The 15265-nt window shown below is 44.4% G+C and carries 11 protein-coding genes and 1 tRNA gene; 4 read left to right on the forward strand and 8 right to left on the reverse strand.

Annotated features, from left to right (window positions below; all coding sequences use genetic code 11):
• The 3 genes from EO93_RS07765 to EO93_RS07775 form a co-directional block, all read right to left on the reverse strand.
• Nucleotides 1-1650 carry an ABC transporter substrate-binding protein gene (locus tag EO93_RS07765; RefSeq protein ID WP_052735408.1) on the reverse strand — a complete coding sequence of 550 codons (1650 nt, stop codon included), beginning with the start codon at nt 1648-1650 and terminating at the stop codon, nt 1-3.
• Between the two features lie 14 nt (nt 1651-1664).
• The gene (locus tag EO93_RS07770) at nt 1665-3425 is read right to left on the reverse strand and encodes an ABC transporter substrate-binding protein (protein ID WP_235284149.1); all 1761 of its coding nucleotides are present in this window, start codon (nt 3423-3425) and stop codon (nt 1665-1667) included.
• A 515-nt stretch (nt 3426-3940) separates the two neighbouring features.
• Complete coding sequence (locus EO93_RS07775; protein WP_200895054.1) at nt 3941-4945, reverse strand: PHP domain-containing protein; 1005 nt, start codon at nt 4943-4945, stop codon at nt 3941-3943.
• A 270-nt stretch (nt 4946-5215) separates the two neighbouring features.
• Here EO93_RS07775 and EO93_RS07780 point away from each other — a divergent pair, with 270 nt between their 5' ends.
• The 4 genes from EO93_RS07780 (at nt 5216) to EO93_RS07795 (ending at nt 11850) form a co-directional block, all read left to right on the forward strand.
• Nucleotides 5216-5422 (forward strand): hypothetical protein, encoded by a 207-nt coding sequence (locus tag EO93_RS07780; protein ID WP_235284150.1) that lies wholly within the window; start codon nt 5216-5218, stop codon nt 5420-5422.
• A gap of 879 nt (nt 5423-6301) precedes the next feature.
• Complete coding sequence (locus EO93_RS16505; protein WP_052735409.1) at nt 6302-8140, forward strand: TIGR04279 domain-containing protein; 1839 nt, start codon at nt 6302-6304, stop codon at nt 8138-8140.
• A gap of 334 nt (nt 8141-8474) precedes the next feature.
• Nucleotides 8475-9815: a DNA double-strand break repair nuclease NurA gene (locus tag EO93_RS07790; protein WP_048134711.1), complete on the forward strand. Its 1341-nt coding sequence runs from the start codon at nt 8475-8477 to the stop codon at nt 9813-9815.
• Entirely contained in the window at nt 9805-11850 is a 2046-nt protein-coding gene (locus EO93_RS07795; protein ID WP_235284151.1) for an ATP-binding protein, read from the forward strand. Before EO93_RS07790 ends, EO93_RS07795 begins: the two co-directional genes overlap by 11 nt.
• Nucleotides 11851-12029: 179 nt before the next feature.
• On the opposite strand, the gene EO93_RS07800 is transcribed toward EO93_RS07795, so the two are convergent.
• The 5 genes from EO93_RS07800 to EO93_RS07820 all read right to left on the reverse strand — a co-directional run bounded on the left by EO93_RS07800 (nt 12030) and on the right by EO93_RS07820 (nt 15237).
• Nucleotides 12030-12458, reverse strand: a complete 429-nt coding sequence (locus EO93_RS07800; protein WP_048134713.1) for a hypothetical protein — start codon at nt 12456-12458, stop codon at nt 12030-12032.
• Between the two features lie 396 nt (nt 12459-12854).
• Nucleotides 12855-12929: transfer RNA gene (locus EO93_RS07805), tRNA-Pro, on the reverse strand.
• A 152-nt stretch (nt 12930-13081) separates the two neighbouring features.
• Entirely contained in the window at nt 13082-13633 is a 552-nt protein-coding gene (locus EO93_RS07810; protein ID WP_048134714.1) for a UbiX family flavin prenyltransferase, read from the reverse strand.
• Entirely contained in the window at nt 13633-14013 is a 381-nt protein-coding gene (locus EO93_RS07815; protein WP_048161886.1) for a hypothetical protein, read from the reverse strand. The genes EO93_RS07810 and EO93_RS07815 overlap by 1 nt, the downstream gene beginning before the upstream one ends.
• Nucleotides 14014-14031: 18 nt before the next feature.
• Nucleotides 14032-15237 carry an HD domain-containing protein gene (locus EO93_RS07820; RefSeq protein WP_048161888.1) on the reverse strand — a complete coding sequence of 402 codons (1206 nt, stop codon included), beginning with the start codon at nt 15235-15237 and terminating at the stop codon, nt 14032-14034.
• Between the last annotated feature and the right edge of the window lie 28 nt (nt 15238-15265).

Raw genomic sequence — 15265 nt, forward strand, 5'->3', positions numbered from 1 at the left:
TCATACCTCATGTAAATCGAGGAAGGTGTCCAAGGTGTAAATCCCATCCAGGTTGTTGTAGTGCCAGCCTTCGAACTTTTTGTTATAGGGCGTGACAACCTTTTTCCAGTAAACCGGAATTACCGGCAGTTCCTCCGCATAATAGTCCTGCAGGGAGTACGAACAGGAACGCAGGGTTTCGGAATCCGTCGTATTCAGGATCTGATCGCAAAGTCCGGTAAATGCAGGGTCTTCGATGTAACCGTAGCGTCTGGAATCAAAGTACCCGGTACCCAGTCCCGAATGCATCAGCATACCCCAGGGCGTGGTCCTCGAAAAGACAAGCTCGTACCTGGAAGTGTCCTTTCGGTCCATGTAGGTATTCTGGTCAACGTTTTCGATTTCAATGTCTATTCCCACGGCCCGGAAGTACTCCTGCAAAAGTTCGGCATCCCTTTCGTAGCCCGGCAAGATCATGAGTTCCAGGAGGATATCTTTTCCATTTTTGTTTTCTACAATCCCGTTCCCATTGCGGTCTTCATATCCTGCTTTTTTCAGGATTTCCCTGGCTTTTTCCGGGTCATAAGTGCATTTCTCCGTGGGTTTGTAGTATTCCATGCCAGGAGGGACCAGCCCCCTGTTGGGAACGCTTCCGTAGCCCAGAGTATCGAGCTGCATGAGTTCTTCGTAATTGATGGCATAGGCCAGGGCTTCCCTGAACTGCAGGTCTGAGCGGGGGGCTTCATTTAAGGTAATTCCAAGATAACACATCCCTGTACTGTCCTTTTCGACAAAATTGAAGTCCCCTGTTTTTTCCAGACGCTCTATGTTTGCATACGGGTAGGAGGAGGCGTATTTGTAGTAGGTGTCTGCTTCTCCCTTCTCAAGGGCCAGGCAGGCGGCATCTTCGCTTGCGTACCAGTCCACCTCGACCTTATCAAAGGCACAGTTTTTGCCTTTCCAGTAAGGGTTTTTCCGGAAGATGAGGCGGGCGGTGTTCAGGTCTACGGATTCTATGTAATAGGGCCCGCAGCCCACATATGGGCCTTTGCTTGAGTATTCCATGGGGTTCTCAATTGATTCCCATACATGGGCGGGCAGGATGTTGTATGTCGTAAATTCCAGGTCGATGCGGGTATAAGGCTTGTTGAACCTGAAGGTCACTGAGTTTTCTGCCTCTGAAACGGAGGAACTTTCCAGGGTATCGTTTATCCAGCGGCCTGCAGGGTCTTTTTCTCCATAGTAAAGCATGCTGAACCGTACGTCTTCAGGGGTCACTTTTACCCCATCACTCCAGTAAAGGTCGTCCCGGATGTAGAAGGTCCATTCCCTGTGGTCTTCCGAAACTTCATAATGGTCTGCCAACCTGCCAACAATCTTGCCGTCTTCGGACATCTGCATGAGGGGGAGATTGGAGAGATGGGCAAAGATGCCCAGGTAGTAGTCTCCTATCAGGGATTCGGATTTTATGACGTTAGGGGTCGCGATCTTCAGGACTTTTTCAGGTCCCTCTGAATAGTTCGCATCCGCTTCTGCATCCGCTTCCGCAGCCGGAGTTTCAATCCCCGAAGCCCCCTCACTTTCTGAAGGCAGCATTAACAGGTAAATCCCTCCTAAAAATAGTAAAGAGAGGGCTGCAATACAGAACACCCTGCTTTTTGTCCATCTCATACGCTGCTCTCTCCTTAAGCAGGGGTTTTCGTCACATTCAGGAAGTTGTCAAGGTTATAGATCCCATAGAGGGGGTCTGCATACCAGCCTTCGAACTGCCTGTTGAATGGAGTAACCACGTTATCCCAGTAGAGGGGAATTGCAGGCAGGTTCCCTGCATAGTAGTCCTGAAGCTCATATGCATAGCTCTGAAGCTCTTCAGGGTCCGTGGTTGCGAGGATGTCATCGCAGAGCTGCAAGAACTCGGGGTCGTCCACGTTGTGCATGACTCCCTGCCCGGTTCTTCTTGAATCAAAGTAGCCGCTTCCCCAGTTTGCGTGCATCAGCATGCCCCAGGGGGTTGAGCGGGTTACTGTCAGGTCATATTCATAGTTGTCCTTCAGGGTGAACCAGGTATCTGCGTCCACAGTCCTCAGGTCTGCAGCAAGGCCCACCTGTTCCAGGTATTCCTTAAGAAGCTCGCCTATACGGGCATAGTCCGGCCTTATCAGGATTTCAAGTTTGATGTCTTTGCCATCTTTGCCTTCAAGGATACCGTTTCCGTTGCTGTCCGAATATCCTGCTTTTTTCAGGATTTCCCTGGCTTTTTCAGGGTTGTACTCAAGTTTTTCAGTTTCTTTGAAGGCCTCCATGGAAGGTGGCACAAAGCCGCGGTTCGGGACATCCCCATAGCCTAGGGTCTCGAGCTTGATGATTTCTTCGTAATTTATGGCATAGGAAAGCGCTTCCCTGAATTGCAGGTCCGAGAGGGGGGCTTTCTTCAGGTTCGGGGCCAGGAAGACAAGCCCGATATTTGTCTTTTCCATGAAGTCGAAATTCCCGGTCTTTTCAAGCTGTTCTATGTTGGGGTAAGGGTATGAACCTGCGTACTTGTAATAAGTATCAACATCCCCGTTTTCAAGGGCCAGGGTGGCTACGTCCATATTGGAGTAAAAGTGGACCTCCACGCTTCCGAATGCCGGAGCCTTCCCTTTCCAGTATGGGTTTTTCTCAAAAACGAGTTTTCCGGCATTAAGGTCTATCTGCTTGAGGTAATAGGGCCCGCAGCCCACGTAGGGGCCTTCGTTTAAGTATTCCATGGGGTTCTCGATAGATTCCCATACATGGGCGGGCAGGATGTTGTAGGTTGCAAATTCCAGGTCAATGCGGGTGTAAGGCTTGTTAAATCTGAAGGTTACGGAATTGTCGGCATCAGAAACAGCCGAACTTTCCAGGGTATCGTTTATCCAGCTTGCCCAGGGTGTCTCTTTCCCGTAGTGGCGGATTGAAAACTCAATATCTTCGGGGGTCACCGGCTCTCCGTCGCTCCAGTAGAGGTCGTCTTTCAGGTAGAAGGTCCAGCATGTATTATTTTCCGAAACCTCATAGCTTTCAGCAAGCTGGCCTGTAAGGTGCCCCTCAGAGTCCATTTTCATGAGGGGTGGGTTTGAGAGATGGGCAAAAACTCCAAGACTTGAATCCCCGAGAAATGATGCCGATTTTATTACGCTTGGAGTTGCGATTTTCAGGGACACTTCGGTATCTGCTGACGGCTCCACACCGGAGGCCGAGGCTTCTAAATTGGTTCCCACGCTGGTTCCCGAGCTGATTCCCGAGTCTTGCAGGTTTTCTTCTCCTCCAAACAGGCCTTTAATATATGTAATGACCCGGTCAAAAATCCCGTCATTCGAGGACGTAAGATTTTCTCCAGAATCCTCAGTTCCTGCCGCTACTGCGGGATACATGTTTGCACAAAAAATAAAGATGAGTGTGGCAAAGGTCAGCCACTGTTTCAATCCTCTGTTTAATCCTGATCCCGTAATATTTTTCTCCTGTTTCATCCTGCTACCTACTCCTGTTTTATGTTTTTTTTCTCCCGGATATTTCTTGTCTCCCGGATTACAGAAATAGCACCAAAGGTTCCGATTCTTTTGATAAACTAATTGTCATCTTGCTCTCCTCTGCATCAATGGAGGGCGTGGGCAATGCTATGCGTGAACTATGAGTAAGGAATATAATGGTAACCTTAATGTGCTCTATTTTTTAATTTTATTTGCATCTCTTATTAAGATTATATCTCTAGATAATTAAAAATCATACTAATTTATTCTTTTTTATGTTATATTACCTAAACAATTTCGTAATATAAACCTTTTGATTTTTTAACATTCTTTTGAAAAACAGATCCATGCACAGCATTTTTTTTAAGTGTTGGACTTCTATAAAACTGGAAAACTTCAATCAAACTGGAAAATTTTAATCAAACTGGAATATTTTAATCTAACTGGAAAAATAGCAAAAATATACGTTTTTATCTTTGACTTTCAATCTCAATCTTTTTTTCAATTTCTTTTGCAAAGACTTTTTTCGAGTGGATATAGAGTGAAGCCGGGAGCCCTGTATTTGAGATCAAGTAGAGCAGGCCCATGGTTGTCCTGTTCAACCTGGGTGAGCAATTTAAAAGTGCACTCCTCGAGATCCTTACCATTGTATCCAGGGACTTTATTCCTGTAAGGTAACTTTTTATATCCCGGGTCTTCTGACTTTTTTCAAATATCAGGTCTATCCATGTATTCATTTCTTCTATCAGAATTTCCCTTGTAAGGTCTTCAGGAACAATGTAACTTTTCCCTCTCTCTATATTTTTGAAATACTCCCTGAAGCTCTCTCCTTTTGCAAGAGTATATACCTTCCCCAGCCCCCCCGAGTGTGTGTCCGTTGTTGCAGCGATACCTTTGCCAAATCTTTCCGCAAGGGCGATCGTAAGCTCATTTTTCTGCTTTAGCTCATGCATATTATATTCAAGTACAGGAAAGAGTTTTGCCAGTTCAGGGACGGCAGAGGGCTCAGGCTCCTCGTGAAGCTCAAACCAGAAGGGGTGATTGTAGATAAAAGGTAGTTTATGGCGCTTGAGATATCCTATAAAACTCTTCAGGTCATGTTCTATTTTTGCAATTTCGGTAAGTTCTAGAAAGTCCTCCCGATAAAGTTCGAAAACGTTCACGTGCAGGGTGTGCCCTGCAAACTTCGGATCATATATGGTCATTTCAACGCCAGAGACCAGTTTTTCCCTGTCCCGTCCGAGAATTTCGTATGCTTCGATTGTATCATGATCCGTAAATGTGACAAAATCCATGCCCATCCCGAGGGCTTTTTCATAGAGACTCTCGGGACGCAAATCTTTTGCCGGGAGCACGTCAAAAGAACAGGTTGTATGCACATGCAGGTCTGCCCGTTTCCAGCCTTCCTCCATAAGCTCAGCTGCCCGTTCAGGTGTTATCAGCTTTTCCTGATAATTCTTCGGCCTTCTCCCCATAGGCGTAGAATCCCGGGATTTTAAATTTGTCCCGATTATTTTAATTATGTTTTATATTTCTCCTACTATAGTATTATCCTTTTTTTAGATTAAGTTTTTCTGAGAAACTCATATCAGAATCTGGAAGTTTTTTGACTCATGGAAAAACTCTTTTGGGACTTTTCCGGCGTTATCACCTTGTACACTTTTTTACCCAATCCAAATCACCACATTTATACAAATATACTTTAATACCTCGATATTTTTCACAAAAACAATAGTGGTATAACTATGGGTCTATTTAGAAAGCTAAGGAAGATTCTAAGCGTCATTTTTGAAAACGAGTCCGAGCAAAAAGGAGATGATTTCGAAAAATATGTGGTAGACCTCTTCGATGAAAAAAACTTCTCCATCGTGCAGTGGACTACGGATATGGCAAGAAAACATACGCGATTCGTAGAATCTGACTGCGATCCTGACCTTGTCTTCCAATTGTAATAATTTATCCCTTTGGTTATCCTCATTTCGACACGCACGTCTGATATCAATGTACTGGATTTATGTTTTACTTGCACAGCATATGAACCATAACTTTCAGACACAGATGACACAGTACCAGACCATGTTACATATTTGCCCTTGTAATTATCATCGAAAAAAGCCTCTTTCTGTAATTCAGTCGAGTCCTGGTCAAAATATGGTGTGAAATCCGAAAAAGAAGTGCTTACTATTTCGTTCTCATGTTCTTCGCTGCTTGGAGTGTCTTTATCAAAAATTATATGAGCGTAAGCCAAAAAAGCAAAGTAGGTCGTCCATTTGTATTTCTTTGTTATTATTTCACAGTAATCGCAATAACGTCTACCCTCGGTTCTTTCTCCGTGAGTTTGGTTTTTGTAGAGCCATCGTGTTGCAAAGGCATCAAAAAGCAATCAAAAGTCGCGTTTGGTATTCTATCCTGAAAACACCAATCCTGTATAAGTGGACGACCAAAACACTGGTTTGCTTTTATTGTAACTGTAACAAAAAGATATATTTTTATAAGAAACCGTAACCAACTGCAACCAAGTTACGAACGATTATCAAAAAACCTTAGAGCCTATCTGAAAAGTCAGTAATGCATGTTCAAAAGTTACAATAGATCTATAATATCCGAGCATCCTTCACGTCTGTGAATATTGCATATTGTGAAAGTTACGGTAGGTCACAACACTTTTCGGATAGGTTCCTGGCCGATTTCCATTATTATACGACAAGTAGGTACAAGGGTTCTAAAGAGTTAAATTCTAAACAAATTGGGTTTCAATCAAGATGACACTTTGAAAAGTAACGTAAAACCCAAACTTAAGTTGAAAAAAGGATAATTAAGGGGTGTAGTGATTGAAGAAAAAATCAGGGATGTGTAAAGGAATAATATCTGGTAGAAAATGGAGAGTAACCTGGATTTTATTAATTCTTGTTTTTTCAATAATTTCAGTATCAGCTACAGGAGCAGATAACAGCACAAAAAGCCACTCAAGTGATGTAGTAGATATCTCTGAACAAAACACAAATGCAAGTAACGTAGTAGATGTTACCTTCCAAAAAACAGATTCAAGTGGCGTAGTAGATGATCCTGAACAAAAATCAAATGCAAGTAACGTAGTAGATGATCCTGAACAAAAATCAAATGTAAGTAACGTAGTAGATGATCCTGAACAAAAATCAAATGTAAGTAACGTAGTAGATGATCCTGAACAAAAATCAAATGTAAGTAATGTAGTAGATGATCCTGAACAAAACACAGATGCACGTAATGTAGTAGATGACCATAAACAAAAAACAGATGCAAGTGACGTAGTAGATGATCAGGAACAAAAAACAGATGCAAGTCCCGGAGTAGATTGTCAGGAAAGCTCTAAAGTTAACTCTGAACAAAAAACAGATGTAAGTAATGAAAAAAATATCGGAGCGAAAACTGAATCAAAAACCGAAGCATACAACGGCACAAAATCCCTCGAAAATGGGGAAGTGAATCCTGAAATAAAAGTATACAACTGGAAAGACAGCGCAGAAAACGAGTCGGTAATACCTGAGATAAAATCAGAGGGTAGTAGCTGGAACAATCTGAAACTCATACAATCATATCCCTATTCTCTTCGTTCATTTTATACTGTAAACGAGATCGTGAAGATAATCTATAGAGGGCCTGAAACTCTCGGACAGCAGAGAATTGACATATATCTTGTCAAGGAAAAAAGTTCGTACCTTCCTGAAAATGCCATTTCAAACGGCATAAATGAAAACACGATCCCTCTTGATGATGTTTTCAATAATAATACAGAGTCTTACATCCAGATACCTACGACTTTGAACAAATACGGAGACTTATCTCCCCTAAATGTTGGTTCTCTTCCTGCTGGCAGTTACTGGGTCCTTATAACCCTCGCAGGAAACGAAACTAAAAAGCCTGAATCCGAAAAAGAGATTCTTTTAGTGAACTATTTCGAAGTTCTCAAATACGAACTGGAAGCCGGAGTTCCGTATACCCTCGAAGAAGGCGAAAGTTTTGAAGTCAATCTGAACCTGAAGAATGCACCTGCTCAGAAGAATTATACGTACTGGGCTGTACTGATAAGGGAAGATGCCTATACAACATATGAAGGTACAAATCCAGGCGGGATGAATACCGGAATCAGGCCTATCGTGAACGGGATCGATATTATCAGGAGTTTAGAAACCAGTTTGATAAAATCTGAGTCCGAAACCGGAAAAGGAGAACTTGAGAGCAATATCCAGACCCTTATCGGAAAAGGCAACGGCATGATAAGTATAGGCGAAAAAAACCAGAGCATCCTTTCCCTAAAAAGCTTCGAACTTCCTCCCGGAGACTACCTCCTCCTTGCAGGTGCCTATGAAAATGACGAGGGCCTTGCAGGTATATCCCAGAAAAAACTGAGGATCTCCGCCGAAAACTCATACGGGTCAGGCTCGAAATCCAGCTCAGGAAATCAGATCTTCGGCAATATCTCTCCAAGAAAATACACAGTCTCTTCCTTGCTGGGAATTAACTCCCATCTCGAAACTCCAGACGTATTCATATCCAAAGATATCAAACCCTATATTCAGGCAAGAGCATCAGTAGAAGTCGTAAGAAATCCTCCAAAAATCCCCTCCTTCCTGCTAGGTTTTTCAGGAACCCTCCTGATCGGGCTTGCTGTACTGAGGAAATATAGATAAAACCGAAAAATCACATTGCGGGCGGCCACCTCACCCTAAACAGGCCGTCCGACAATTACTGATAGACTTTTTTCTTTTTCAGTGACGATTGAAAATTAAAGCTGGGAATCCTTTAAAAGTATCTCTTTCTGGGGGGACTGCGTACTAAGATAACCCACTAATTGTAGTTAGCTTGTGATTTCCATTTTCTAACATCTTTCTCTATCATTTGAGAGGATTCTTCTAAAAACAGTTGTATATTTCCTTATTTCCAGCACCTGTTTTCCAGGCAATCTGCCGCCAATTCCGTCTCCCACTCAACAAATATATATTACTCTTAAAGTATCTTTTATTCATGACCCTTGAGCCCGTGCATATGCATAAGATCTCGGAGCTTGCAGAGAGGATTGACCGTTCATTTGAGTTTGAGGAAACCAGGACGGCTGTAGATATTTATTCTCTGCTTGAGGAGTTGAAGATTGACGGGAAGGTCATCCTGAAGGCCGTGGGCAGGCTCTTTCGGGGGATGGTCAGGACCGAACTGATGGCACAGGGCGAGGACCCATATCCGGTTACTTATGCCTGTGACAGCGGGAGCACGAACCCGAAGACTTATGACAGCGGGCTTTTTGTGGATTTTTGCCACTGCGGGCTGGCTGCAACACCTACTGATCTTGATTTACAGAGGTGCAGGACAATTGTTTGTGCTGCTTATTCCTCTTCTCAAAGGATAGCAATGCAGGCGACATCAGGCTGGGAAACTTTTGATGAAGGGCTTGGGAGGGCAAAGCTGGTCACAATTGCTCCGGACGAGCTGAAAAGAAAGGCTCCTGACATGGTGCATAGTTTTGCCATGTACCTGGCAGAATCCGAGCACATGCTTTTTATGAAGGACATGCTGGAGCCGGAGAGCTTTTTCATAATTGACGGGCCTATTTATCCGAAACAGCTCATGTACTGGATGGTGCTGGACGACGAGGAAGTGCAAGTCCGGCAGAACAATGACGCCCGAAAAATCCTTCAGAATTACATTGATATTATGGATCATTTTCTGGAAAAGCAGAAACCTGTGATAGGATTTGTCAAAAATCCGACTGACGTGCAGATCATGGACAGTGTCCGGAAGAAAAGGGAAGCTTTTGACCTGCCCTGGATGCTTGACGCTCAGTTTTTCCGAAACCTCCTCTCCCCTCAGAAAGTTGATAGCCCATCCGGGCAGGGGCATGATGGGAGGAATTCCAAAAATAACGGGAAAAACGGTAAGTTTAACGGTTCCAGAAATACTTATATTACTTACACCAACTGGTTTTTACAGCCCAACAGGTTTTACGAGAAGCTGCTTAACGGGACTTCCCCTCTTGCAGCCGGGGACACGCTCCAGCAAAAGCTCAGGCATAAGTTTTCGCCTGAGGATTATGCCCTCTGTTTCTTCATGCTTTACGTGCCTTCCACAGATGTGGTTTTTAAGGTTGAAGCTCCTTATGGGCTTATTAAGGATGATTCCCTGCGCATGCAAATTACCAAAAAAGTGCTCTTTGACCTTTCTCTGCATGGGTTTCCCCTTACCCTCACAAAGGCAGACCACCTCGCAAAAATCAGGAAAGTGGAGAGGGGAGAGATCGATAAATTCTTTGAAAATATGAGTCCTGATATCACTTATAATGACACTCGGTGGGGTAATATCAATGAAATATGAAGATTCCGATATTCTGGCTTTTATTTCCGATAAGTCAAAACCGACTTCTGCTCCTGAAAAGGATGCCGGATCAGAAGAAATTGCAGGATCAAAGGAAAGTCCCGAGAATGAGGCGAAAGGCCCGGAAAATAAATACCTGGAAAAGGATCTGCTTACGGAAGCCTCCGGTCCGGACTCGTTGCCAGCTTTTGAAGAATTCTCTGTTCCTTCAGCTGAGGCTCCCATGGAAGATGACCCGCAGAACTCTTTTTTCCCGGATGGTTCTTCCATTTCCCGGCTTTCCGGAAAAGACGAACTTCCATTTGAAGCATTTGATGACTATGATATCGGAACCTCCGGAGTTACTCCATCTCTGGATGAAGCTTTCGGGATAGTCACAACTGGCATAGAACCTCTTGAAATTACCCCTTCCGGAGCTACAATTGCAGGATACATTGCTTCTGCCCGCAGGAGTGAGATCCGGCTCGGGACATATGTTGTTGTGCCGTATGAGGGTGGAGAAAAACTCTTTGCAAGGGTAGGAAAACTTCAGTACAGGCAGGAGTTTGCCGTAGATGATGCAACTGAAATCCACTCGAGGCGCATGCTGAATGCCCGGGCAAGCCCTATGAATGAGGCAGACTACAAGTTCCTTGCCTGCCTTGATCCCCTTTGCATCCTGTACCGGAAAAAAGCAGAGAGTGCACTCACGCGCAGGATGGCAGACAGAATTCCCCGTCCGAACACTCCCATACTGCCTGTTACGGACAGGCTTGAAGTCCAGACGGGCCTGAACATTCCGGAAGAGGGTGTTTTCCTCGGGCATCTCAGCGTTGGAGGAGAACTTGTAAAGACCCACTCAGAGCCCGAAACAGTTGCTTATTACCTGAGAAACGACTATTTGCTGGGCGACCCCCTTATTTTCAGGCACATGCTGATCTGCGGGAGCACGGGGACAGGAAAGACTTTCCTCTCGAAAAACATCCTGCGCCAGTTCATGACTGAAGACAACAGGTATCGGCTGAGGAATTCTCCCGATAAAGCCCAGAAAAATCCCTGCCTGGTAATCATGGACCCGCAGGATGAATATTCTCAGCTTTTTGAGGATAACGAAACCCTTACCGAAGAGGACAAATTCAGGTTCGAGTCTGAAAATGTCACCTATGGCAGGATTCAGTCCACAAAGGCTTTTGTAGCAAAGGTCGAAGGGCAGAAATATCCCGGAGATAGGTCAAGGGCAGAACAGGTCGAGTTTACAATTCCTTTTTCTCTTGTGGAATACAACTCCTGGCTGATTGCGGCAGCCGGGATGTCCGAACTTCAGCATATAGGGCTTGAAGTGCTCCTCGGGGACTTTTTTAAATCAAGCGTTCCCCATACCTACCTGAACTTCATTAGCCATATTGAAAATGAAGGTACTCGTTCCGACTATGTTGACAGTGGAAAACTGCATGAGTCCTCTTATGATGGGATCGTGCGGAGAGTAAAAAGCCGCTTTTTCTCAAAGGTTTTTGACCAGGATGCAACTCCAATCACCGAAATTCTGGATAAAATCTTCAAGCCAGGGCAGGTTTCGGTTTTCCCAACCGAGTACATAAGTTCTCCCAGAATCAGGGATCTCATAGTGCTCACAATCATGAGCCTGATTGTTGACAATAAACTCAGCACCTCGGGTGTAGAGGCGATCAAAGAAACTCCAATAATCCTGGCACTTGATGAGGCTCACCGCTATCTTTCCAGTGCAAACGGGGAACATTCCCGCCTTATCATCTCCCGTTTCGCAGATGCAGCCCGCCAGGGAAGAAAAGAAGCATTGGGGCTCTTTTTGATCACTCAGGACCCTCAGGATATTGATGACACCGTCTTCAAGCAGGTCAACACAAAGCTGATCCTTAACCTCAATAATGATGCTGCAATCTCAGCCTTAAAAGTCCCTAAAGAATACGAACGCAGGATTCCCTATCTCAAAAAAGGGCAGATGATAATCCACAGCCCTGACAACAGTGATATTGTGGAAATCCTCGGGCTTTCAAACTGCGTTGTGAGACACCGCTAAGAGAATACAGTCCACAAAAAAGGAAATTCCAAAATGTTTAAAACCTGATCCTGAAAGGGGATGTCAGCACATGCCCTTACTGGGCAGGCATGTACTTTTTCCTCTCTGCCGGGCAATTTTTATTCCCGGCATTTTCTTTCAGGTTTTGTTTTTTCAGGTTTTATCTTCTTTTTGCCGTTTCAGAGTTTTTCGAAAAGCAGCATATTGTCCAGAACAGCCTGGATATTCCAGTATACATAAGTTCTATAGGCTTCGGAGTCGACGATGTCGTAAATTGCCATGCCTCCGACATTCCAGGAAACTCTTTTGATAAGTTCGCTCTCTTGCAGTTTGTCTACGAACGCTTTGAGTTTGCTGAAGTCATCGATACTTTCTCTCCAGTCCGCAGCCCTCAGTCCGCTGTCTCTGTCTGCGTTTGCCATTTCCATCTTCTGCAGGGCAAATGCATATATCTCGAGCAGGTCGATGTTTGCAGGCGAGACGTTCCTGACAATCGGGGCTCCTTCTCGCATACTTTCTTTCAGCCTTTCCGTAAATGCAAAGAGGTCGTCGGATGTCAGGGTTTTTTCGGCTATCTTTCCTTTTAATGTTTCAAGAGTCTGTTTCATGATATGTTACCCCTACATAATATGGCTCACATAGTCTTATTTTTAAGGGTGAGTTCCAGGGAGTAGTTCATTCACACCTAAAATAAGTAGTAAGTTTTCTATATTAAAATGATTCTAAATCAGTTAGTTCTGTGAGTTATTAACTCACACCTAAAACAGGATTATCTGTTTTCTGTATTAAAATTACCCGTCATTTATAAAGATATAACCTAAAAATTAATATTTTTCTATTGTAATTCTCAAAAATAATATCTTTTATGCTGTAAACTGAAGTAATTTAACTATTAAACAGACATTTCCTTTCCAGGATTTTATCTAAAAGATTAAACATTTTATCTAAAAAATCCAGGATTTTATCTAAAAGATTAAACATTTTATAAAAAAGATAAAAAATGATGGGATAGCGCGGATTTGAACCGCGGTCCAAGCGTCCCAAACGCTCGAGGATGGACCAAGCTACCCTACTATCCCAAGGGTACTTCCTCTCAAAGGTTATTATCCTTTATATAGCTTTCGTTAGAACATGCATCTGTACTCTGACTTTACGACTCAAAACTTCCAGCCCCACTTTCATTAATTCTTGTCATTGTGTTGGGATCCCCCTTATCCTCAGCCTTTTTCCGTCACTCCCAGCGCTGATAGATGTCGTTTTCCACTCCTAAAAGGTCAAGCGCCCTGCCAGCCATGATGTCTATGAGGTCATCCAGGGTTTTCGGTCTGGAATAGAAGCCAGGGCATGCCGGGAGAATACTTGCCCCTGCTTTTTTAGCCTTCAGCATGTTTTCGAGGTGTATGAGATTAAGAGGGGTCTCGCGAGTCATCAGGATAAGTTTCTTCTCTTCTTTCAGGCAGACGTCTGCAGCCCTTGTGAGGAGGGTGTCAGATATCCCGTTTGCAACTGCCCCGAGAGTTTTCATACTGCAGGGAGCAATAACCATGCCTGCCGTTTTATGGGAACCACTTGCGATAGGCGCTGAAAAGTCCTTCTGGGAATAATTCCAGGTTGCAAGTTTTTCCACTTCAATGGGTAAATAATCAGTTTCGATCTCGATTATCTGTTTTGCAGCTTCGGTCAGTACAAGATGGGTCTTAATCCCTTTTTCCGCCAGCACTTCAAGAAGGCGGATCCCATACTGTACCCCTGAAGCCCCGCTAATTCCTACAGTTATTTCCATTATTCGCTTCTCCTTGCTGTCATGTCACTTTTTTCACAGGAGGCGATGAAGCTTCCAACCATCTCCTCTGCGGCTGAGACTATTTCCCCTATCTCTTCCTGGCTGATATTATCCACATGAATTCCGGCAACAAATACCGATGTCTTTCCTGTTGCCCTGCTTACCCGCCTTGCGCTGTCCAGGGCAAGCTGCTCTTCCCTGTGTCCGGGCAGTGTGATCACAGAAGAGCTGGCTCTCCTGCTTTTTTCATCAAATAGCCCGACCGCAACTGCACCTGCATGCTCCTCTCCGCCGGTAAGGGTCAGCAGGTAGTCTTCCCCTAGCTTTTTTGCTTCGAGTATGATTTCTACACTGCCAACTTTCCTTGTGGTTTTAAACAAAAGTTTTACTCCTGTATTTTAAGTTTTTTCCAGATCACTCAGCTTAAATTGTTTTGTGGTTTTTTTTACGTTAAAGTATTCCTTTGCAGCTTTTCCCACGGCTTCGCAGTGCTCTTTCGGGCTGTATACTCCCATCCTCCAGTTATCCATATGGGCTTCCTGCAGGATTGATACGAAATGTGAAGCTTCATTAAGCGGGATCATCCTGTGATCTGCTTTTATCATTGCTTTCATTTCCAGCATTTCAGGAGTCTTTGGAATATCCACAATCACGAATTGTGGGTCTACTCCTGCAAGTTCTGCAATCTCCTTTTCAGTTCTCTCAATTTTATCACGGTGCTTGAGCACACCTTTTCCTGCATCTTCAAGCCCTGTATAAAGCGCCCGCTTATAGAGTTTGCGCGCATCCAGCCGCCTTGCAAGTTCTCCTGCATATCCGCTTGCGTTTCGCATGGCTGCTATCAGGTCGGTGTCATCCATCTGCCTGAGCCTGGACGGGTCAAGTTCCCTATTTTTGATCATGTACTCCACGGCTTTTGAGCACATTGCTTCCGAGATTCTGGTCACGTGATGATAGTAAACCGAGGTATTCATCCAGAAACGGGAAACCAGAAGGGATTCGGCAGCTTTCAATCCTCCGTAGTCGACAACAAGCCTGTCTTCGTAAAAGTGCATCTGGTTGATCAGGCGGTTGTAGTCAACGACCCCGAAAGCAACGCCTGTGTAATGAGCGTCCCTGACAAGGTAGTCCATCCTGTCCACATCGATCTCACTGCTGAGGATCTGCCCTAAAGAGGTCTCGCCTTTGACGTGTTTTGCAAGGTCTCCGGGGGAAATCCCGTGCTTTTTCAGCACTTCTTTTATTTCCCCTTTCCCTACAATTTCCTTTACATCATCATGCCTGTGCCGGGTATACTTGTCGATAACATTCTCGGTTACGTGGGAAAAAGGCCCATGCCCTACATCGTGCAAAAGGGAGGCAGCTCTTATCTCCTTTTTTTTATCCTCTTCAATAGAGTCGAGGTTTTTCATCAGCATGGAGGCAAGGTGCATGGTCCCGAGGGAGTGTTCAAAACGGGTATGGTTTGCTCCCGGATATACAAGGTTTGAAAAGCCAAGCTGCTTGATCCTTCTGAGGCGCTGCATCTGTGGGGTAGCCAGAAGTTCCTGGACGATTTCATCCATTTCGATGTAACCGTGTACGGGATCAAGGACAACTTTCATTATTCTTTAGACAGATGTCATTATATAT

Source organism: Methanosarcina sp. 1.H.A.2.2, from assembly GCF_000979975.1.
In the GTDB taxonomy this organism is placed as follows: domain Archaea; phylum Halobacteriota; class Methanosarcinia; order Methanosarcinales; family Methanosarcinaceae; genus Methanosarcina.